This is a genomic window from Cedecea neteri (assembly GCF_000758305.1).
Lineage (GTDB): Bacteria > Pseudomonadota > Gammaproteobacteria > Enterobacterales > Enterobacteriaceae > Cedecea > Cedecea neteri_C.
In genome coordinates this window covers 1,962,397-1,984,247 of the sequence record NZ_CP009458.1, presented here as the reverse complement: position 1 = coordinate 1,984,247, position 21,851 = coordinate 1,962,397, and the positions used below count along the sequence as shown (strand labels likewise).

General features: G+C 53.3%; 20 protein-coding genes. 2 read left to right on the top strand and 18 right to left on the bottom strand.

Annotation, left to right across the window (positions count from 1 at the left end):
• The first annotated feature begins 139 nt into the window (after positions 1 to 139).
• Together LH23_RS09250 and rof are read left to right on the top strand one after the other, a co-directional pair.
• Complete coding sequence (locus tag LH23_RS09250) at positions 140 to 340, top strand: YaeP family protein (protein WP_008456963.1); 201 nt, start codon at positions 140 to 142, stop codon at positions 338 to 340.
• Positions 327 to 587, top strand: a complete 261-nt coding sequence (rof, locus tag LH23_RS09245; protein ID WP_008456962.1) for a Rho-binding antiterminator — start codon at positions 327 to 329, stop codon at positions 585 to 587. The genes LH23_RS09250 and rof overlap by 14 nt, the downstream gene beginning before the upstream one ends.
• Before the next feature lie 55 nt (positions 588 to 642).
• Here the strand turns inward: rof and LH23_RS09240 are convergent, their stop codons facing one another.
• The 18 genes from LH23_RS09240 to frr form a co-directional block, all read right to left on the bottom strand.
• Positions 643 to 954, bottom strand: a complete 312-nt coding sequence (locus tag LH23_RS09240; protein WP_039290447.1) for a c-type cytochrome — start codon at positions 952 to 954, stop codon at positions 643 to 645.
• Positions 951 to 2,258, bottom strand: a complete 1,308-nt coding sequence (tilS, locus tag LH23_RS09235) for a tRNA lysidine(34) synthetase TilS (protein WP_039290446.1) — start codon at positions 2,256 to 2,258, stop codon at positions 951 to 953. Before tilS ends, LH23_RS09240 begins: the two co-directional genes overlap by 4 nt.
• 61 nt (positions 2,259 to 2,319) lie before the next feature.
• A complete protein-coding gene (locus LH23_RS09230; RefSeq protein WP_039290444.1) occupies positions 2,320 to 2,709 on the bottom strand; it encodes a VOC family protein in 390 nt (129 codons plus the stop codon).
• 57 nt (positions 2,710 to 2,766) lie between these two features.
• A complete protein-coding gene (locus tag LH23_RS09225) occupies positions 2,767 to 4,908 on the bottom strand; it encodes a lysine decarboxylase LdcC (protein WP_039290441.1) in 2,142 nt (713 codons plus the stop codon).
• 115 nt (positions 4,909 to 5,023) lie between these two features.
• Positions 5,024 to 5,983 (bottom strand): acetyl-CoA carboxylase carboxyl transferase subunit alpha, encoded by a 960-nt coding sequence (gene accA, locus LH23_RS09220; protein WP_008456951.1) that lies wholly within the window; start codon positions 5,981 to 5,983, stop codon positions 5,024 to 5,026.
• A 12-nt stretch (positions 5,984 to 5,995) separates the two neighbouring features.
• Positions 5,996 to 9,478: a DNA polymerase III subunit alpha gene (gene dnaE / locus LH23_RS09215; RefSeq protein WP_039290439.1), complete on the bottom strand. Its 3,483-nt coding sequence runs from the start codon at positions 9,476 to 9,478 to the stop codon at positions 5,996 to 5,998.
• A 34-nt stretch (positions 9,479 to 9,512) separates the two neighbouring features.
• The gene (gene rnhB, locus LH23_RS09210) at positions 9,513 to 10,109 is read right to left on the bottom strand and encodes a ribonuclease HII (RefSeq protein ID WP_039290436.1); all 597 of its coding nucleotides are present in this window, start codon (positions 10,107 to 10,109) and stop codon (positions 9,513 to 9,515) included.
• Positions 10,106 to 11,254, bottom strand: a complete 1,149-nt coding sequence (lpxB, locus tag LH23_RS09205) for a lipid-A-disaccharide synthase (RefSeq protein WP_039290434.1) — start codon at positions 11,252 to 11,254, stop codon at positions 10,106 to 10,108. The genes rnhB and lpxB overlap by 4 nt, the downstream gene beginning before the upstream one ends.
• A complete protein-coding gene (gene lpxA / locus LH23_RS09200) occupies positions 11,255 to 12,043 on the bottom strand; it encodes an acyl-ACP--UDP-N-acetylglucosamine O-acyltransferase (protein ID WP_039290431.1) in 789 nt (262 codons plus the stop codon). It abuts the gene before it with no gap.
• A gap of 3 nt (positions 12,044 to 12,046) precedes the next feature.
• Positions 12,047 to 12,502, bottom strand: coding sequence for a 3-hydroxyacyl-ACP dehydratase FabZ (gene fabZ, locus LH23_RS09195; RefSeq protein WP_039290428.1), 456 nt, complete (start codon positions 12,500 to 12,502; stop codon positions 12,047 to 12,049).
• Positions 12,503 to 12,650: 148 nt separating this feature from the next.
• Positions 12,651 to 13,676, bottom strand: a complete 1,026-nt coding sequence (gene lpxD, locus LH23_RS09190) for a UDP-3-O-(3-hydroxymyristoyl)glucosamine N-acyltransferase (protein ID WP_039290426.1) — start codon at positions 13,674 to 13,676, stop codon at positions 12,651 to 12,653.
• A 3-nt stretch (positions 13,677 to 13,679) separates the two neighbouring features.
• Entirely contained in the window at positions 13,680 to 14,180 is a 501-nt protein-coding gene (gene skp, locus LH23_RS09185) for a molecular chaperone Skp (protein WP_008456940.1), read from the bottom strand.
• Positions 14,181 to 14,303: 123 nt separating this feature from the next.
• The gene (bamA, locus tag LH23_RS09180) at positions 14,304 to 16,709 is read right to left on the bottom strand and encodes an outer membrane protein assembly factor BamA (RefSeq protein WP_039290422.1); all 2,406 of its coding nucleotides are present in this window, start codon (positions 16,707 to 16,709) and stop codon (positions 14,304 to 14,306) included.
• A gap of 33 nt (positions 16,710 to 16,742) precedes the next feature.
• On the bottom strand, positions 16,743 to 18,095 hold the full coding sequence (gene rseP / locus LH23_RS09175) for a sigma E protease regulator RseP (protein WP_039290420.1): 1,353 nt from the start codon (positions 18,093 to 18,095) through the stop codon (positions 16,743 to 16,745).
• A gap of 11 nt (positions 18,096 to 18,106) precedes the next feature.
• The gene (gene cdsA, locus LH23_RS09170) at positions 18,107 to 18,964 is read right to left on the bottom strand and encodes a phosphatidate cytidylyltransferase (protein ID WP_039290417.1); all 858 of its coding nucleotides are present in this window, start codon (positions 18,962 to 18,964) and stop codon (positions 18,107 to 18,109) included.
• Between the two features lie 18 nt (positions 18,965 to 18,982).
• A complete protein-coding gene (gene ispU / locus LH23_RS09165; RefSeq protein ID WP_039290414.1) occupies positions 18,983 to 19,735 on the bottom strand; it encodes a (2E,6E)-farnesyl-diphosphate-specific ditrans,polycis-undecaprenyl-diphosphate synthase in 753 nt (250 codons plus the stop codon).
• 186 nt (positions 19,736 to 19,921) lie between these two features.
• Positions 19,922 to 21,121 carry a 1-deoxy-D-xylulose-5-phosphate reductoisomerase gene (gene ispC, locus LH23_RS09160; protein ID WP_039290411.1) on the bottom strand — a complete coding sequence of 400 codons (1,200 nt, stop codon included), beginning with the start codon at positions 21,119 to 21,121 and terminating at the stop codon, positions 19,922 to 19,924.
• A 170-nt stretch (positions 21,122 to 21,291) separates the two neighbouring features.
• Positions 21,292 to 21,849, bottom strand: coding sequence for a ribosome recycling factor (frr, locus tag LH23_RS09155; protein ID WP_008456929.1), 558 nt, complete (start codon positions 21,847 to 21,849; stop codon positions 21,292 to 21,294).
• Positions 21,850 to 21,851: the final 2 nt, after the last annotated feature.

Sequence of the window (21,851 nt, the reverse complement as noted above, 5' to 3'; positions counted from 1 at the left end):
TGTATGACGAGTATATTTGCGTGGCTGATATCGGTTACATTGCTGTGGTATAGTCACCTTGCTAAACAGAGTTTATCTTCGTAGGCTTAGACTTGACCCCACGAGTAGGTCTGAAGTCGGGACTCTGAGAGGAGGGTATGTGGAAAAGTATTGTGAATTAGTTCGGCAACGCTACGCGGAAATTGCCAGCGGTGATTTAGGCTATATTCCTGATGCCTTAGGATGCGTATTGAAGGCTCTGAACGAAGTTGCCTCCAGCGAGGCCGTCTCGGAGTCGGTCAGGGAACAGGCGGCTTATGCTGCCGCGAACTTACTGGTGAGCGATTATGTCAATGAATGATGCGTATCAACCCATCAACTGTGATGATTATGACAATCTCGAGCTCGCCTGCCAGCATCATTTGTTACTGACGCTGGAGTTAAAAGACGGGGAGGTTTTGAAAGCCAAAGCGAGCGATCTGGTTTCTCGTAAAAACGTCGAATACCTGGTTGTCGATAACGCCGGCGCTACGCGTGAGTTACGCCTCGATAAAATTAACAGCTTTAGCCACCCCGAAATCGGCACTATCGTGGTGAGCGTCGAATAAATCTGGTCACCCCATCTCAAACAAAACGGGCAGCTATCGAGGCTGCCCGTTTTGTTTACGGCTTCATTGAGGCGTAGTAGGCCGCTAAGTTAGAGATATCCTCGTCTGAAAGCCCGCTGACGTAAGCCTTCATGATTTCTGCCTGCCCACCGCTGCGCTCCCCTTTTTTATAAGCCTGAAGCGAATGCTCCAGATAAGCTTCGCTCTGCCCACCAATGTTCGGGTACAGCGGCGCAGAAGCTTTCCCACTCATGCCATGGCAGGCAACGCAGGTCATGGCCTTTGCCTCTCCGGCCTGAGCATCGCCTTTCGCCAGAGCGGGTAAACTGCAGGCCATCAGCCCAAGCAGCAGTACGACTTTTTTCATTGCTCAACTCCCTTTTGCCAGTCTATGTGCCAGCATGAATGTTCCGTAGCCTGCCCTTCACGAGTGACAAAAATGCCTGGGGCAGCGATAAGTTGCTCGCCATAAAACAACAGCGGCGTGGCGTCACGTACCCATGGAGGAATGCGCAATTCCTGCCAGATTTTTTTTAGCGTTCGCCCTTTATCACGGCCGACAATATGCAGCAAACCCGAAGCCCTAAAACGCAGACTAACAGTTTCGTCCTCTGCTGGCGCGCGCACTGCCATTCCATTCTCGCTGAGTGAAATCATTCCCAGTCCAGGGAGATTCAGGGGACGATAAGGCGCAGGCCATAGATAACTTTTTTCACGATCGATGTTCAGAAACGGAACCCAATACAGTTCCCCCTGAAAACGCCTGACTTCATGTTCGCCGAGGCGAAAGCGAGGATTCGCGTCTTCCCGGCTTAAGGCAACTTCCTGCCATAAACGATGAAGAGAAGCCCGAGACGGCATCGCAGCGCGATGGTATGCCAGCCAGCGGCGCACGAGAGCAAATCGTCTGGCTTCGCTCATCGTCAGCATCGGCTCAATGCGCAACGCGCCCTGGGGCGACATCAAGTTATCCAACTGTTCGGCAAGCAGCTCATCAAGAAGTTGCTCTTGCTCGCCGCATAACTCCGCGCTACGGGCTACGCTGCGGGAAAAATGAGGCCATCTTTCCTGCAACAGAGGAACGATTTTCAGGCGTAGAAAATTCCGGTCATACTTATCGTCCTGATTGCTTTCGTCTTCAATCCAGCTTAGCCGGTGAACGCCAGCCCACTCCTCGAGCTGTGCACGTGAGGTTGTCAGCAGCGGACGCAGCAATGAAGTGTCGCCGAAGGGCAAAATCGCAGGCATCGATGCCAGCCCTGCCGGGCCGCTGCCGCGTTTAAGCGCCAACAGGAAGGTCTCACACTGGTCGTCTAAATGCTGCGCCGTGAGCAACACTTCGCCTGCCAAAAGCGAGCCTGAAAGCGCCTGATAGCGAGCCGCTCTGGCCTCTCCTTCAATCCCTTGACCACCGGAAGGAAGCTGGACATAAGCCACTTCGAAAGGCACGCTCCATTTCTCACAAAGAGCCCGGCAATGCGCCACCCAGCTGTCTGCTCTTGGGCTGAGGCCATGGTGGATATGCATCGCCCTGATATTCAGGTCAGGTTGCAGGGTATCTCGCAGGGTAACGACTTGATGTAGCAGAACCGTCGAATCCAGCCCACCGCTAAACGCCACCAGCAACTGGCGGTGAGGATGCAGAAAAGACTGAAGTTCGCGGCTAGTCATAGTTCGTCGTTATGAAGGGTTTGCCCGGCAAATTACCGGGCATTCACAGCGCTGGCAAGGTTTACTGCTGATAAAGTTCCAGCGGCAGGCCGTCGGGATCGCTGAAGAAGGTAAAACGTTTATTGGTATAGGGATCGACGCGAATGGGTTCGCATTTCACGCCGTGGCTTTCCAGATGCGTAATCGCCTGGTCGATGTTTTCCACGCTGAATGCCAGGTGACGAAGTCCGCAGGCCTCCGGGCGGCTTGGGCGTACGGGCGGAAACGGGAAGGAGAACAACTCAATAACGTACTGGCCATTCAGCGCCAGATCGCCTTTCCAGGAGTCCCGCTCTTTGCGGTAAACTTCCGCTTCCAGCGTAAACTCCAGCACATCGCAATAGAATTGCTTACTGCGTTCGTAGTCCGACGCGATAATCGCGACGTGATGAATTTGCTTTAAACCCAGCATAAAATCTCCTTAGTCACTTCAGGCAAGGTAATCATCGCTTCCCTGCAAAGCAAGCACTCAAGCCTCTTTTAAGACTCGTACTCTGTAGACGCCGTCCTCACCGAGTTTTGCTCCGTGAATATCCGTTTCAAAGCCCGGATAATGTTCCCCAACAGAACACAGCATCAGCAGGAAGTCGAGCACCGCCCGGCTCTCTTTGGTAATGACTTCTCCCGGCATCACCACCGGCACGCCCGGCGGATAAGGCAGGATCATATTGGCCGACACTCTGCCCAACAGTTCCTCTATCTCTACCGTTTCAACATTGCCTTTCACCTGCTGCTGATAAGCCTCGTGCGGCGTCATACGCATTTCAGGCAGGACATCAAAAGCGCGCAGCATCAGATCGGGCAGGTTATGTTGCTTGATCAGCTTGTGGATCCCCTGCGCCAGCGTCTGAATGCGCATGTTGCGATAGAAGTCTGGATCTTCCGCGTACAGATCCGGCAGCATATTCTTCACTCGCAGATTAAGATCGTAGGAGCGCTTAAACTCCGTCAGCCCACGCAGCAGACTCAGCGCTTTTGTCTTATCAATCCCAATACTGAACAGGAACAGCAGGTTATACGGGCCAGTTTTCTCGACAACAACACCTCGCTCATCGAGGAACTTGGCCACCAGCGCCGCCGGGATCCCCTCTTCTGCCATCTCGCCTAGCTCACTCATGCCCGGCGTCAGAATAGTCACTTTGATCGGATCCAGGTACATGTGATCCGCATCGGCATCCCTGAAACCATGCCAGTCTTCCTGTCCGGGGGAAATGGGCCAGCACTCCGCCTCATCAACATGATCGGGCTGCCAGATATCGAAGAACCAGTCTTCTGATTCTTCGCGCAGGCGCTGCACTTCACGACGGAAATGCAGCGCCCGCTCAACGGAACGGTTAATCAGCCGCTTCCCCGTGTTACCACGCAGCATCGCCGCGGCTGTTTCAATCGAGGCCACCAGCGGATAACTCGGGGAAGTGGTGGTATGCATCATGTAGGCTTCGTTAAAGGTCTCTTCATCGTAATCACCTTTAATGTGAATCAGCGAAGCCTGGGAGAACGCCGCCAGCAGCTTATGGGTCGACTGGGTTTCATAGATAATTTTCCCCGGCACCCGGTCACCACTCATGCCGCTTTTTCCCTGATAAATCGGGTGGAAGTTGGTATAGGGCACCCAGGCGGAGTCAAAGTGAATCGACGGCACATCCAGCGTTTTTTTGATGAAATCGGTGTTATACAGCAGCCCGTCGTAGGTCGAGTTGGTGATAACCGCGTGTACTGGCCACTGCGCATTCGGGGTTTCAGCGACCTTTTTCTCGATATTTTCACGAGTGAATTCACGCTGCGGAATACCGCCCAGGATCCCCAGCGCGTTACGCGTAGGCTTCAGCCAGATCGGCACCAGATTGGTCATCATCAACAGATGGGTCAGCGATTTATGGCAGTTACGATCGACCAGAATCGTGCTGCCGGATGGTGCGGCATACATCCCAACTATCTTGTTGGATGTCGAAGTACCGTTGGTCACCATATAGCTTTGCTCGGCACCGAAGGTGCGGGCAATATATTCCTCCGCCTCCAGATGAGGGCCGGTATGGTCTAGCAGCGAGCCCAGCTCCGTGACCGAAATCGACACGTCCGCCTTCAGCGTGTTACCGCCGAAGAAGTCGTAAAACAGGCAGCCGACCGGGCTTTTCTGGTAGGCGGTACCGGCCATGTGCCCCGGCGTACAAAAGGTGTACTTCCCTTCTTTTACATAGGTGAATAGTGCTTTGGTCAGCGGCGGCGTAATCGTATCCAGATACTCGTCGGTGTACTGGCGAATACGCAGGGCGATGTCGTCGGCCGCGCTCAGCGCATACTCGAAGAACCACAGCGCCATGCGCATTTCATTCACGCTAACGTTCAGAGAGGAGTGGGTGTTGATAAACGCATACAGCGGCAGGTTTTCGTTGAGCAGATTAATTTCGCTGCACAGGTCGAGACTGTATTCGTCCCAGTCAAAGACCACGCCGCAGATACGCGGGTTGTGCTCAATCAGCTTAAGCAGGTCAGTGCTGTTGGTGGGGTAGATGAGCTGAAAACCCTGCAGCTCAAGCGCGCGGTGCAGTTCCTTGATGGGCTCGTCTTTGTAGAAAACGCCGTGCGGCCCCATAATCGCAATGGTATTCAATGTTCACCTCCTGGAAATCATCTGGCTAAGCATAGCGCAATGGGGTTTTCCATGAAGCGATAAATGCAAAAAGGGCCGGAAAATCCGACCCTTATCGCTATTTTACAGCATGAAATCAGGCGTAGCCGTAGCTCATCAGGCGCTGGTAACGACGATTCAACAACTCGTCTTTATTCAGCACGTCGAGATCCGCCAGATCGGCCAGAAGCTGTGCACGCAGGGAAGCGGCCATCACTTCTGGATTACGGTGCGCACCGCCCAACGGCTCAGGGATCACGGTATCGATCAGCTTCAGCTCTTTCAGGCGAGGAGCAATGATCCCCATCGCTTCTGCGGCCAGCGGGGCTTTATCCGCGCTCTTCCACAGGATAGACGCACAGCCTTCCGGGGAGATAACGGAGTAGGTGCTGTATTGCAGCATGTTCACTTTGTCACCCACGCCAATGGCCAGCGCGCCGCCGGAACCACCTTCACCGATAACGGTACAAATGACCGGCACTTTCAGGCGGGACATTTCACGCAGGTTGCGGGCGATCGCTTCGGACTGACCACGTTCTTCGGCGCCAACGCCCGGATAAGCACCCGGCGTGTCGATGAAGGTAATGATCGGCATGTTAAAGCGTTCAGCCATTTCCATCAGACGCAGCGCTTTACGGTAGCCTTCTGGGGCCGGCATACCGAAGTTACGACGGATTTTCTCTTTGGTTTCGCGCCCTTTCTGATGACCAATGATCATCACCGGACGACCTTCCAGACGCGCAATACCGCCCACGATAGCTTTATCGTCGGCATAGGCACGGTCGCCGGCCAGTTCGTCGAACTCATCAAAAGCCAGACGAACGTAATCCAGGGTGTACGGACGCTGCGGATGGCGCGCCAGCTGCGCAATCTGCCATGCGCCTAAATCAGCGAAGATCTTGCGGGTCAGCTCAACGCTTTTCTCGCGCAGACGCTGCACTTCTTCGTCCAGATTAATATCCAGTTTTTCATCCTGGCGGCTAACGGCCGTCAGGGAATCGATTTTCGCTTCCAGCTCTGCAATCGGCTGTTCGAAATCAAGGAAATTCAGACTCATAATATTCCTGTTTTAGTCAAACTCCAGTTCCACCTGCTCCGAACCAATCAGCGTTCGCAGATCGTTAAGTAAACGATCGCTAGGGGAAACACGCCATGTTGCACCGAAGCGCAACCGGGCTCGTGCATCCACCCTCTGATAGTAGAGATGTACTGGAATTGTCCCCGAACGATGGGGTTCCAGAGACTGACGGAGACGGTTTAAAAGCTGGTCATCAATTTGCCTGTCCGTCAGCGAGATAGCAAGCCCACGCGCGTACTTTTCACGGGCTTCGTCGATGTCCATCAGCTCGCGGGCCGTCATTTTAAGCCCTCCGCTGAAGTCATCAAAGCTGACCTGTCCGCTAACGATCAGGATACGGTCTTTTTCCAGCAGATGCTGGTATTTTTCTAGCGCATCTGTGAATAACATCACTTCCAGACGACCAGAGCGGTCATCCAGCGTACAGATGCCGATGCGATTACCTCGCTTGGTGACCATAACCCGCGAAGCAATCACCAGACCCGCAGCCGTGGTCATTTTACCACGTTCCGTCGGGTGCATCTCTTTCAGGCGCATGCCACCTACATAGCGCTCAATTTCTTTCAGGTACTGATTAATCGGGTGGCCGGTAAGATACAGCCCAAGCGTCTCACGCTCCCCTTCCAGCACCACTTGTTCAGGCCAGGGAATCACGCTGGCGTAGGATTTTTCGACCTGCTCGGGCTCTTCCGCCAGAACGCCGAACATATCGGCCTGGCCAATAGCTTCCGCTTTCGCGTGCTGGTCAGCGGCTTTTAACGCATCACCCAGCGCATTCATCAGCGCCGCGCGGTGAGGCCCAAGGCGGTCAAAAGCCCCGGACATAATGAGTTTTTCCAGCACCCGGCGGTTAAGCTTTTTGATATCGGAGCGCGCACACAAATCAAAGAGATCGAGGAAATGCCCGCCCTGATTACGCGCTTCGATAATGGCTTCAATCGGGCCTTCGCCCACGCCTTTTATCGCGCCGATGCCGTAAACAATTTCCCCGTCATCGTTAACGTGGAAATGGTAAAGACCAGAGTTAATATCCGGCGACAGGACTTTCAGCCCCATGCGCCAGCACTCATCCACCAGGCCCACCACTTTCTCGGTGTTATCCATATCGGCGGTCATCACGGCCGCCATAAACTCTGCCGGGTAGTGCGCTTTCAGCCACAGCGTCTGGTACGAAACCAAAGCATAGGCAGCGGAGTGAGATTTGTTAAAGCCGTACCCGGCAAATTTCTCTACCAGGTCAAAGATTTTCATCGACAGCTCGCCGTCGACGCCGTTTTTGATCGCGCCCTCTTCAAAGGTGCCGCGCTGCTTGGCCATCTCTTCCGGTTTCTTTTTCCCCATCGCACGACGCAGCATATCCGCGCCACCGAGGGTATAACCGGAAAGCACCTGGGCAATCTGCATAACCTGTTCCTGATACAGGATGATGCCGTAGGTGGGCTCCAGTACCGGTTTCAGGCTTTCGTGCTGCCATTCCACGTCCGGATAAGAAATCGCTTCACGCCCGTGCTTACGGTCGATGAAGTTATCTACCATGCCCGACTGTAGCGGGCCCGGACGGAAAAGTGCCACAAGGGCGATCATGTCTTCGAAACAGTCAGGCTGCAGGCGCTTAATCAGGTCTTTCATACCGCGGGATTCAAGCTGGAAGACCGCGGTGGTTTCCGAGCGCTGCAGCATGTCGAAGCTTTTCTTATCGTCGAGCGGGATGGCGGCGATATCAATCGGCTCCAGCCCCTGTTTTGCCCGACGCGGGTTGATCATTTTCAGCGCCCAGTCGATGATCGTCAGCGTACGCAGCCCCAGGAAGTCAAACTTCACCAGGCCCGCATATTCAACGTCGTTCTTGTCGAACTGGGTAACCGGGTGCTGCCCCTGATCGTCACAATAAAGCGGCGCAAAATCTGTAATTTTGGTTGGGGCGATAACCACACCCCCGGCATGCTTACCGGCGTTACGCGTGACGCCTTCCAGCTTGCGCGCCATGTCGATCAGCGCTTTAACTTCTTCGTCAGCCTCATAGATCTCTGGCAGTTGCGGCTCCGCCTCAAAAGCTTTTGCCAGCGTCATGCCGGGATCCGGTGGCACCAGTTTGGAAATACGATCGACAAAGCCGTAAGGGTGACCGAGTACGCGACCTACGTCACGAATAACCGCCTTCGCCGCCATCGTACCGAAGGTAATAATCTGGGAAACCGCTTCGCGCCCATACATTTCGGAAACGTGGTCGATCACCTGGTCGCGTTTTTCCATGCAGAAATCGACGTCGAAGTCAGGCATCGAAACACGTTCCGGGTTAAGGAATCGTTCGAACAGCAGGTCAAACTCAAGCGGATCGAGATCGGTGATTTTCAGCGCATAGGCCACCAGCGAACCCGCACCGGAACCGCGGCCCGGCCCGACCGGCACGCCGTTATCCTTCGACCACTGGATAAACTCCATCACGATCAGGAAGTAGCCGGGGAAGCCCATCTGGTTGATAACCTGCAGCTCGATATCCAGGCGCTCGTCGTACTCAGGGCGCTTCTGCGCACGCACTTCTGGTTCCGGGAACAGGAACTCAAGACGTTCCTCCAGCCCCTCTTTCGATTTCATGACCAGGAAGTCTTCGGTGGTCATCTCTCCCGTCGGGAACTGCGGCAGGAAGTACTCGCCCAGGCGCACGGTAACGTTGCAGCGTTTGGCAATCTCAACGCTGTTTTCCAGCGCTTCCGGGATGTCCGAAAACAGCTCGCACATCTCTTCTTCGCTACGCATATATTGCTGGGCGGAGTAGTTGCGCGGGCGCTTGGGATCGTCCAGCGTGAAACCGTCGTGGATCGCCACGCGGATCTCGTGGGCATCAAAGTCACCGGCATCAATAAAGCGGACATCGTTAGTGGCAACCACTGGCAAGCCGCGTTCGTCAGCCAGTGCCACAGCGGCGTGAAGATAGTTCTCTTCGTCCACACGGCCGGTGCGAATCAGTTCCAGATAGAAGCGATCGGCAAAATGCTGCTGCCAGAATTCCAGGCACTGATCGACCAGCGGCTGGTTTCCACGAAGCAGACTTTTGCCAATATCTCCCATGCGCCCGCCGGAGAGCAGAATCAGCCCTTCGTTTAGCTCGACCAGCCATTCGCGGTCAATAATCGGGCCCGCTGCGCCGTAGCCACGCTGGTAGGCACGAGAGATCAGTAAAGTGAGGTTTTGATAGCCTTCATTATTCGCCGCCAGCACCGTCAAATGGCTAAGCTCATCGCCCAGCAGTTCATTGGCAACGTTGAAGTCCGCCCCTATGATTGGCTTGATACCGGCTCCGTGACCAGAACCGTAGAATTTGACCAAACCACAGAGGTTGGTGAAATCGGTGATAGCGAGAGCAGGCATCCCCAGCGCCGCGGCTTTTTTTACCAGCGGCCCGGTCTTAGCCAGCCCATCAATCATGGAATAGTCGCTGTGCACCCGAAGGTGAATGAAACGTGGTTCAGCCATCTCTCACCAATTACTCTGTATCAGCTACTAACGCTCAGGAGACGAGCCCAAGCGCACGTTTGACGGGGCCAAAGCTGCGGCGATGATGCTCAGTGGCGCCATGCTCGGCAAGCTTTTCAAGATGAAAAGCGGTTGGGTAGCCCTTGTGTTGAGCAAAACCGTATTGCGGGAAACTGAGATCCAGCTCGGCCATTTCACGATCGCGCGTGACTTTGGCAAGTATTGACGCCGCGCTGATTTCTGCCACCCGACTGTCGCCTTTAACAACCGCCAGCGACGGCATAGGCAATGCCGGGCAACGGTTGCCGTCAATCAGCACATATTCAGGCACAACACTCAGGCCCGCAACCGCACGCTGCATGGCCAGCATCGTGGCATGCAAAATGTTGATGTTGTCGATTTCGCTCGGCTCGGCACGGCCCAGACTCCAGCTTAATGCCTTTTCAACAATTTCGTCATACAGCGCCAGACGGCGTTTTTCAGATAATTTTTTCGAATCCGCCAGCCCAATAATCGGCTTTGCTGGATCGAGGATCACTGCGGCAGTGACCACGGCGCCAACCAGAGGCCCGCGCCCTACTTCATCCACGCCCGCGACAAGGTGCGTATGCGGGTAAACAAATTCGATCATTGAGCCAGCTCCAGCACGGCGTCCGCCGCCTGCTTGTCCGCATTACAACGGATCTGCTGATGCAAATCCCGGAAGGTATCGTGCATCTGATGGCTGACAGCCCCGTCTTCGAGCAACGGTTCCAGCGCACAGGCAAGCCCGATAGGCTCACATTCGTTTTGCAGCAGCTCTTTAACCAGCTCTCGGCCCGCCAGCAAATTTGGCAAGGAAACGTAATCGGTTTTCACCAGACGTTTTGCCAGCCAGAACGTGAACGGCTTCATGCGGTAGCCAACCACCATTGGGCATTTGGCCAACATACATTCAAGCGCAGCCGTGCCGGAGGCAAGGAGCGCTGCGTCACTGGCAATCATCGCTTCACGTGCTTTGCCATTCAGCAGATGTACATGCAACTCAGGGGCAATCTCAGCTTTGATCTTCTCAAACTGTTCTCGACGCTTTGCATTCACCAGCGGCACCACGACTTCCAGTGCAGGCCAGCGCTTACGAAGCAATTGCGCTGTTCTGAGGAAGTCCGCGCTAAGCATTTCAACCTCGGCGCCACGGCTACCGGGCAATAGTGCCAGGCATTTTGCATCTGTCGCAATGCCTAACGCCGCGCGAGCAGCGTTTTTATCCGGATCGAGCGGCATGGCATCCGCCATGGTGTGCCCGATGAAACGACACGGTACATTAAACCTGTCGTAAAACGCTTTTTCGAAAGGCAGAAAAGCCAGCACCAGATCGGTCGATCTGCCAATTTTGAAAACGCGTTTTTGTCGCCATGCCCAAACGGATGGGCTGACGTAGTGGATCGTGCGGATCCCTTGTTTCTTTAGATTGCCTTCGAGCGTGATATTAAAATCTGGGGCGTCGATGCCGACAAACACATCGGGCTGCAGCTCGGTGAAACGCTTCGTGAGATCGCTGCGGATGTGCAGCAGGCGACGTAAACGGCCAAGCACTTCAACGATGCCCATGACCGCAAGCTCTTCCATTTCATACCAGGCTTCACAACCTTCAGCCTGCATAAGCGGCCCTGCCACGCCAACAAAGCGGGCATCAGGCACGCGAGCTTTCAGTTCGCGAATAAGTCCGGCACCAAGAATATCGCCGGAAGTTTCTCCGGCGACCAGGGCAATCGTGAGGGGACGACCAGGCTTCATTTAACGAATCAAACCGCGCGTTGAGCGGGCAAAGAATTCAATGAATGCATTCACTTCCGGATGCTGAGCTGCGATTTCAGCAATTTCCGGCTTCGCCTCTTCAAGCGTTTTGCCGCTGCGATAGAGGATCTTGTAGGCGTTACGAATAGCGTGCAGTGCTTCTTTGCTGAAACCACGACGCTTCAGGCCTTCAATGTTCACACCAAACGGCGTCGCATGGTTGCCCTGCGCAATAACGTAAGGTGGAACGTCCTGAGCAACACCGGAACAGCCACCAACCATCACGTGAGCGCCGATGATGCAGAACTGATGCACCGCGGTCATTCCACCGATGATGGCGTGATCCCCAATTTGCACGTGACCCGCGAGCGTTGCGTTGTTCGCAAGGATAACGCGATCGCCAATCTGGCAATCATGCGCAACGTGCGCATTGATCATCAGCAGGTTATCGCTTCCCACCTTCGTTAATCCAGCATCTTGCACCGTACCGCGATGGATGGTGACGCTTTCGCGAATGCGGTTGCGATCGCCAATTTCCACGCGAGTTGGCTCACCCGCATATTTCAGATCCTGGTTAACCTCGCCGATAGACGCGAACTGGTAGATCTCATTGTCACGGCCGATTTTAGTATGACCATTGACGACAACATGAGATTTCAGAACCGTGCCTTCGCCAATTTCAACGTTTGGACCTACGAGACAAAACGGACCAATATGAACGTTAGCACCAATGATGGCACCTTCTTCCACAATAGCGGTTGGATGAATAAAGGCGGACTTATCAATCACGTATTATGCCTCCCGGCTGCGTGCACACATCATGGTTGCTTCGCAGACAATCTTGCCGTCAACGATTGCAACACCTTTGAAACGCGTCAAACCACGACGAGTTTTCTCAAAGGTCACTTCCATAATCATTTGATCGCCAGGCACAACAGGACGCTTAAAGCGCGCTTCATCAATGCCAGCAAAGTAATACAGCTCACCCGGCTCAAGTTTACCCACGCTTTTAAACGCAAGAATACCGGTAGCCTGCGCCATCGCTTCCAGGATCAATACACCCGGGAAAATCGGCTTACCAGGGAAGTGGCCCTGGAAAAACGGCTCATTTACAGAGACATTTTTAACTGCGCGCAGAAAACGACCTTCTTCAAAATCCAGCACACGATCAACCAGCAAGAACGGATAACGGTGCGGCAGAAGCTCTAAAATCTCTTCAATGTGCAGAGTATGAGTGTCAGTTGTCAAAATACTCTTCCTGTCTAAATATTCTAAATGACAATAATAACACGGCCTGCGGCAATCAAAGAATGCCAGCAGGCCGCAAATCAAAAAGCGCGGCTCACGCTCCAGCCCTAATGGCCGGAAACACGGCAGCGCAGGGAGCAGGTGACGATCAGTCTTGTTGATTGACCTTACGTTCGATGGTTTTTAAGCGTTTGCTCATCTCATCGATGTTCATCACCAGGGCAGCGGTTTTACGCCACGCTTTGTTCGGCTGGAGAGGGATACCCGAGGAGTAAACTCCTGGTTCAGTGATCGGACGCATCACCATTCCCATTCCGGTCACGGTCACCTTGTCACAGATTTCCATATGGCCGTTGATTACGCTGGCACCACCAATCATGCAGTAACGGCCAATTTTCAGGCTGCCTGCCATGATAACGCCACCCGCAACCGCAGTATTGTCGCCAATCACAACGTTATGTGCAATCTGGCACTGGTTATCAATGATAACACCATTGCCGATGATCGTGTCATCCAGCGCACCGCGATCGATCGTCGTACAAGCACCAATTTCAACGCGATCGCCAATAATCACCCGGCCGAGCTGAGGAATCTTAACCCAATTGCCGCGATCGTTAGCGTAACCAAAACCGTCTGAACCTATCACCGTGCTGGACTGAATCAGGCACTGAGCACCGATTTCGATGTTGTGATAGATAGAGACATTGGCCCATAAACGGCTACCTGCACCGATTTTAGTATTTTTGCCTACGAAGCAGCCGGCGCCAATTACTACGTTATCGCCCAGTTCAACGCCAGATTCGATAACGGCATTTGCGCCGACAGAAACATTTTGGCCAAGCCTCGCCGTTGCATCGATAACTGCGCTTGGCGCAATGTCGCTTGCAGGCTGAGGCGTGGTATCAAGAATTTGAGCCATACGAGCATAGGTCAGGTAGGGGTTCTTCACTACCAGTGCAGCGCTTTTAGCGTATGGAAGGTCGGCTTCGGTCATCACGACGGCAGAAGCCTGGCAGACAGCCAGCTGTTCACGATAGCGAGGATTAACCATGAACGTAATGTGGCCAGACTGGGCAGTTTGCATAGATGCGACGCCGGTGATGACGATATCGCCATCACCGTGCAATTCTGCATCCAACTGCTGGGCTAATTCAGCCAGTCGAATTGAAGACATTACTTATTTAACCTGTTTCAGTACGTCTGCAGTGATGTCTTTAACGTCGTTGCCTGCGTAAGCAACGGTGTTTGCATCCAGAACAACATCATAACCTTTGTCATCTGCAACTTTCTTCACAGCGGCCTGGATACGAGTGACCAGTTTGCTGCGCTCTTCGTTGGAACGACGATTACGATCCTGCTCAAAAGCCTGTGCTTTTTCGGAGAACGACTGGCGCTGAGCCATGACGTCTTTTTCCATTTTGCTGCGATCTGAAGCTTTCATGGTTGAACCATCGCGCTGCAGGCGCTGCATTTTGGATTGCAGATCGTTTTCCATTCCCTGCAGTTCGCTGGCGCGGCCTTTGAACTCATTTTCCAGGGTTTTAGAAACACCGGTGTTTTGTGCGACCTGTTGGAACAGGTTGCCCATGTTAACTACTGCGATGCTGGAGGCAGCCTGAGCGCCGGCTGAAGCAACCATAGCAATCCCGAGACCTGCGGCAACTAACCACTTTTTCACTATAAACTCCTTACCATCCCATAGGCGTCCGAAGACACTGTTTTTTGCGAGCACCCGCTAACTGTCTAAACGGCTAACAGGTGCAGCGCCTCACTGCTGTTGCGTTCCATCGCGCAGAACAAATTACCAGGTTTTACCAATGTTAAACTGGAACTGTTCTGCCTTGTCTCCATCATATTTCTTATACGGCTGAGCATAAGAGAAGACCAGCGGCCCCAGAGGCGACATCCACTGCAGCGCAATACCTGCAGACATACGGATGTTACTTGGCGTGCTGTAATCAGGTATACCTGCCGCTCTGGTCGCGTCGGTGTTCTCCCATTTGGTATCCCAAACGGTACCTGCATCGACAAACAGGGAAGTACGAACAGAGTTTGAGTACTTCTCACTCAGGAACGGCGTTGGAGTAATCAGCTCAAGGCTGGCTACGCCCATGGCGTTACCGCCCACCGCATCGTTAGAGTTACACACAGCGCCGGTTCCACAGTTACGCTGGTTCGGGCCGTAATAAGCGGCTTTTGGACCAATGTTGTTTGACTGGAAACCACGCACGGTACTGGAACCACCGGCATAGAAGTTCTCGTAGAACGGCAGTTCTTTACCGCCCAGACCATCGCCGTAGCCCCAACGGGTACGACCCAGCACAACCCACGTGTGATCGTCATTGATTGGGAAGTAACTCGCCGTATCTAACGTCACTTTATAGAACTCGTTATCGGAACCCGGGATGGTAACTTTACCATTCAGGTTGACGCGAGAACCATCCGTCGGGAAGTACCCGCGGTCAAGATTGTTGTATGTCCAACCATAGTTCAGAGTGAAGTCATCTGCCGAGAAACTGTTGTCGTTGGCATTCTGAGTTGGGTGCTGGCCCACAGAATCCAGGTAGCGCCACATGGCTATCTGTGGCTGCATATTCGACAGATCGTTATGTACGTAACCCAAACCAAGACGCAGCGTGTTGTATTCGTTCACCGGGAAGCCCAGTGTCGTATCCAGGCCGTAGCTCTTGTTGGTGTAGTCAGACAGGTCCGCGTCATCAGCTTTGAAGTCGTTGAAGAAGAGACGACCACCAAGGCTAACACCATCAACCGTGAAGTACGGATCGGTCGCTGACAGTTCCGCGTAAGTCTGGTAGTCGTTTTTGGTGCCGCTGATACCCACTGAGTAACCCGTACCCAACCAGTTATCCTGCTGAACACCGACCTGGAAGCTCACACCGCTTTCGGTACCGTAGCCAACACCGAAGTTGAAGCTCCCGGTGTTACGCTCTTTAACTTTATAAACAACGTCAACCTGATCCGGGCTGCCAGATACGCGCTGGGTGTCCACATCGACAGTCTCGAAGTAACCCAGGCGGTTCAGACGCTCTTTACCAGCATCAACGAGGTTGCTGCCCAGCCACGCGCCTTCCATCTGGCGCATTTCGCGGCGCAGAACGGCATCTTTACTGGTGTCGTTACCTTCGAAGCGGATCTTACGCACGTAGTAACGGTTACCGGAATCGACGTTAACGTGCAGCTTCACAGTTTTGTCAGCATCATTAATTTCTGGCTGAGTCTGTACGCGCGGATAGGCGTAGCCATAGCGACCCAGCAGTTTCTTAATGTCGTCTTCCATTTTGGTGACTTTGGTGCCGTTATACAGCTCACCCGGCTGCATCTTGGTCAGGCTTTCGATTTCAGCAGAATGCCCGGCCAGATTGCCTTTCACATCCACGCCGGCGATCTTGTACTGCTCGCCTTCGGTGATGTTGATGGTCACATAAATGCTTTTCTTGTCCGGCGTCAGGCTCACCTGCGTGGAATCAATATTGAAACGCGCATAGCCGCGATCCAGATAGTAGCTGCGCAGGGTTTCAAGGTCACCCGCCAGCTTTTGCTTCTGGTATTTACGATCGCCAACAACGTTCCACCACGGCACTTCATCACGCAGTTGGAAGCGGGAGATCAGCTCATCCGTGCTAAACGCGTGGTTGCCAACGATGTTGATCTGCTGGATTTTCGCGGAAACACCTTCCTGGAACACCAGCTTCAGGTCAACGCGATTACGCGGCAGTGGGGTGACGACAGCTTTAACGCTGGCGCTGTATTTCCCGACGCTGTAGTAGAAATCTTCCAGCCCTTTCTCGATGTCACCCAGGGTCGTGCGGTCGAGGGATTCCCCCACCCGTACGCCGGAAGCTTCAAGATTCTGCTTGAGCATGTCATCTTTCACCGACTTGTTGCCGGAGAAGGTGATGCTGGCAATGGTTGGACGCTCTTTGACCTGCACGAGCAGCGTATTACCATCACGCAGAACGCGCACATCTTCAAAGTTGCCGGTGGCAAACAGTGAGCGGATTGTATTACTGATATCCTCGTCAGAGACGGTATCGCCTACGCGAACCGGCATACTGAGGAGGGCCGCACCGACGGCGACTCGCTGCAGGCCTTCGAAATGAATATCTTTCACCACGAACCCGTCTGCACCGTATACGGTGGCGCTGCTAAACAGCAGCGACGCTATGAGGAGCTTTTTCATCGCCATCGTTGTTATGCGTTCTTCCTAACCTAATTCTCTCTATAAACGAGAGAAATCATTGAAAAGTGCAAGCCCCATTAATAGCACCAGCAAAATAGAGCCAATGCGATAACTGAAGTCCTGAACTCGCTCGGAAACCGGAGTGCCTTTCAGTTTCTCAACCGCCAAAAAGAGCAGGTGCCCGCCGTCAAGGACGGGAAGTGGAAACAGGTTAATAATCCCTAAGTTGACGCTGATAAGCGCCAGGAACATCAGGAAGTAAATCAACCCATATTCCGCCGACATACCTGCCCCTTGAGCTATGGAGATTGGCCCACTGAGGTTGTTCAGTTTTACATCACCGGTTATTAATTTCCCCAGCATGTTGACCGTCAGCTTCATCAGTTGCCAGGTTTTATCCGTGGCTTCTGCTACAGCGGTAAACGGCCCATACTGACGCACTGTTTTGTACTCATCGGGCAGCGGGATAATTTTAGGTACCACCCCTGCAAACCCTTCTGCTTTCGCTTTACCCGGTTTTGTATCCGGTATCAGCGTCAAAGACAAGGGGCTCCCCTGTCTTTCAATCTCTATGGCCAGCGGCTGCCCTGGATTGTCACGCACCAGGTTTACAAATTCACTCCACTGAAGGAGCGGCTGACCGTTGACTTTAACGATCCTGTCCCCTGCTTGCAAACCAGCCTTATTGGCTGCAGACTGCGGCTGAACTTCGTCCAGCACGTTTTCAATCTGCGGACCACGGGGCCTGAATCCAAGTGATACGACCGGATCCTGTTTATCAGGTTCAAACTGCCAATGACTTAGATCAAGGGTTACATCGCGCGTTTGATTCGTCCCAAACGGTGCATAAGAAACTCTCGCACTCGCATCGCCAATTTTACCGATTAAAGCTAAACGAACGGCATCCCAATCAGGCGTTTCGATACCATCTATCGCTTTTAGTTCCATACCGGGGCTAATTTGTGCTTCCGCAGCGATAGAGTTGGGGGTTATTTCACCGATCACCGGACGCAGGCTTGGAATGCCAATGATAAACACCAGCCAATAGGCAAAGATAGCGAAGATGAAGTTAGCGATGGGGCCAGCGGCGATAATAGCCGCACGCTGAGAAACTGTTTTGTTGTTAAACGCAGCATGACGCATTTCCGGCAGCACCGGTTCAACGCGTTCATCCAGCATTTTAACGTAGCCACCCAGCGGGATCAGAGCGATAACAAATTCGGTTCCCTGACGGTCGGTACGACGCCAAAGCGCCTTACCAAACCCGATGGAGAAGCGTTCCACACGAACGCCACAGCGGCGAGCAACCCAAAAATGGCCGAACTCGTGCACGGTAATCAAAACACCCAGTGCAACGATAAACGCAGCCAAATTCCAGAGTATGCTCAACATAAAACCTTCCGTTAAATCGTCCTGAATACCAGAAGCAGCAGACAGGCAAACACCGGCACCGCCGCTGTCAGACTGTCAATACGGTCAAGAATACCACCATGTCCCGGGATAAGGTGACCACTATCTTTAATTCCCGCTTCGCGTTTGAACATACTTTCGGTCAAATCACCTAAAACGGAAGCCAGCGCGGCAACAATGGAACAGGTTAGCAGAACAACGGGAGCTACGTTCAAATTCGCCCACATGCCGAACAGCAACGAGATGACCGCGGAAGTCGCAAGGCCACCAATAAACCCTTGCCAGGTCTTACCAGGCGAGACCTTTGGCGCAAGTTTATGCTTGCCAAACATTTTCCCAAAAACATAAGCGCCAGAGTCTGCGCCCCAGACCAGGAACATCACATACAGCAACCAAACAGAGCCGCTGTAGTGGTTGATATCATAATGCCAGCTGCGCAGCGCTACCATGCCCCAAAAGAAGGGAACAATGGTTAGCAGGCCAAAGACCAGTCGAAGCGGTTTGGAATTACGCCACAATGCAGCAGAGGCCGGGTAAAACAGGACCAACAGCAGCGCCGCGACCCACCACACTAGCGATGTCCAAAGTGAGAATTCGATTATCGGCAAATGCACCGAATGCCGATACTCCGGCAACGAAATCAGCATGACGGCAAGCAACAGACCACATAGCACCGCCAGCCAGACGCGCTGCGAACGAGCAACGAAACCGGCGAGTTGCCCCCATTCCCATGCAGCCAGCATACAAATCACCAGCGTAGCAATCGCAAATCCTACTGGCGGAAGCCAAAACAGCGCCGCGATGACAACGGGAATCATAATAAACGCGGAAATCAGGCGATACTTCAGCAAAAGTGACCCCCAACAGGCTTATTCACCACCAGGTGCTGTGCCACCAAAACGACGCTCTCGGTTTGCAAAAGCATTTAGCGCACCTTCAAAGTCTTGTTCATCGAAATCAGGCCAAAGAACATCGGTAAAATAAAGTTCCGCATAGGCAATTTGCCAGATGAGGAAGTTACTGATGCGATGCTCTCCTCCTGTCCTAATTACTAAATCTACGGGAGCCAGTTCATGCATGCAGATCTGCTGACCGAGCAGGTCTTCATCAATCTGATCCGGGCGCAATAAGCCTTCCTGCACCTGCGACGCAAGCTGTCGCACTCCCTGAATGATATCCCAACGCCCGCCATAATTCGCAGCGATATTGAGCGTCAGCCCAGTATTCTCACTGGTTAATGCTTCCGCTTTTTTGATTCTTTCCTGCAGGCGGAGATTAAATCGGCTGGTATCGCCGATAATACGCAAGCGAACATTATGACGGTGCAGGCTTTTCACCTCACTGTCTAATGCCCAGACGAACAGCTCCATCAATGCGGTCACTTCCTGAGCGGGGCGGTTCCAGTTCTCGCTGCTAAAAGCGTAAAGCGTCAGCGCATCGATACCGTTGTTGGCTGCAAAAGTCACAGCGCGGCGTACCGATTTTGCTCCGGCTTTATGACCGAAAACCCTCATTTTCCCCTGACGCTTAGCCCAACGGCCATTGCCATCCATAATGATGGCAACATGGCGGGCGCCATGCGTAGTTAAGGATTCGCTTAATTGTTGATTAGCAGACAACATAACGCGTAATGATTCCCTGAAAAAAATTAAGCGGTACTCAGGAATATTGAAGCCTGGTGCATAAAAAAGCCGTGTTGTGACACGGCTTTCCACTTAACGCTCAGTCACATCTGGCGATTAAGTGGCGCAGACTATATCACTGAAGCACAAAGCGAACAAATGGCGGCACTTCAGCCGGATAAATTATCACCGGCTTGCGAGATGCATCACTTGTTTCCTGGCGATTTCACGAGCAATAGCATCCACACTAAGCACTTCATCCACACTTTGCGGTTCAGCTAAGTTCATTTGCTCCAGCACGCTGCGGTTTAGCACTGCGATATCGGTAAATCTGACCTGCTGGTTCAGGAACGCCTCTACGACCACTTCGTTCGCGGCATTCAGCGCGGTTGTCGCCGCCTGCCCTTGCGCGCTGGCATCAATGGCTAACTTCAGGCATGGATAGCGCTCAAAGTCAGGTTCCATGAAAGTCAGCGAACCGATTTTGCAGAAATCGAGCGATGTAACACCAGATTCTACGCGTGCAGGGTAAGCCATCGCATGAGCAATAGGCGTGCGCATGTCGGGCTCACCAAGCTGAGCCAGCACGCTGCCATCGCGGTAACGAACCATGGAATGAATGACAGACTGAGGGTGAATCAGCACTTCCATTTGTGCAGCTGAAGCATTGAACAACCAGCGAGCTTCAATGTATTCGAGACCTTTGTTCATCATGGTGGCCGAGTCGACGGAAATCTTACGCCCCATAGACCAGTTCGGGTGGCTGCAAGCCTGATCCGGCGTCATCGCCGCCAGGTCTGCATAAGCCGTTTCCCGGAACGGGCCACCCGATCCGGTGAGGATAATAGACGATACGCCATTATCTTCGAGGCTAGCGTATCCCAGGTTACGCTGGATTGTTTCCGGCATACTCTGAAAAATGGCGTTATGTTCGCTGTCGATGGGCAACAACTGCGCTTTGCTGCGTGCAACAGCTTCCATAAACAAACGGCCGCAGGTGATCAGCGACTCTTTGTTTGCCAGCAGAACCTGTTTACCCGCTGAGATAGCGGCAAGCGTTGAAGACAACCCTGCCACGCCCACAATAGCAGCCATCACCTGATCCACTTCGCCAAGCGTAGCGACTTCGCAAGCCGCCTGCTCGCCGGCCATTACCTCCGTTTTACTCCCCTGCTCTTTCAGGGCACGACGGACTTCCGCCGCCGCAGACTCACTGGCCATGACCGCATACTTCGGCGAGAACGCCAGGCACTGTTCAACCATTTTCCCGACATTACTGCCCGCAACCAGAGCCGTAACGGCAAATTTTTCAGGATTATGACGAACGACGCTTAGCGTGCTGACGCCAATAGAGCCGGTGGAACCAAGAATAGTGAGCTGCTTCATGAGGTACTCGGGGTCGTAAAATGAAGGGTTAATGGCGCAATAGTTTGCGGCGCGGGAGGCCCATTGTCTACGCCTTTACTTGACGTTTTTATAAAGCAAAACGCCGCTCGTAAACACTTCGCGGTACGCGAGGGCTTACTGGGCGGCGAATTTTCCACAAAAATTGTGGATTAGAACTGCATCAGCTCGGTTTCTTTTTCAGACAGAGCCGCATCCACTTTTTTGATAGCAGCGTCAGTCAGCTTCTGCACGTCGTCCTGAGAACGACGATCGTCATCTTCGCTGATCTCTTTGTCTTTCAGCAGCGCTTTAACTTTGTCGTTAGCGTCGCGGCGAACGTTACGAACAGCCACGCGTGCGCCTTCGGCTTCACCACGAACCACTTTGATCAGGTCTTTACGACGCTCTTCGGTCAGCGGAGGCAGCGGAACGCGGATATCGGTGCCCGCAGAGCTTGGGTTCAGACCCAGGTCAGAAGCCATGATCGCTTTCTCTACCGCCGGGCCCATAGAACGATCGAAGACGTTGATCTTCAGAGTACGGGTATCTTCAACGGTGACGCTGGCCAGCTGGCGCAGCGGCGTTGGTGTGCCGTAGTATTCTACGACGATGCCGTCCAGCAGGCTTGGAGAAGCGCGGCCGGTACGGATTTTGCTGATTTGGTTTTTAAACGCTTCGACGCATTTATCCATACGCACTTCAGCATCTTTTCTGATATCGCTAATCACGT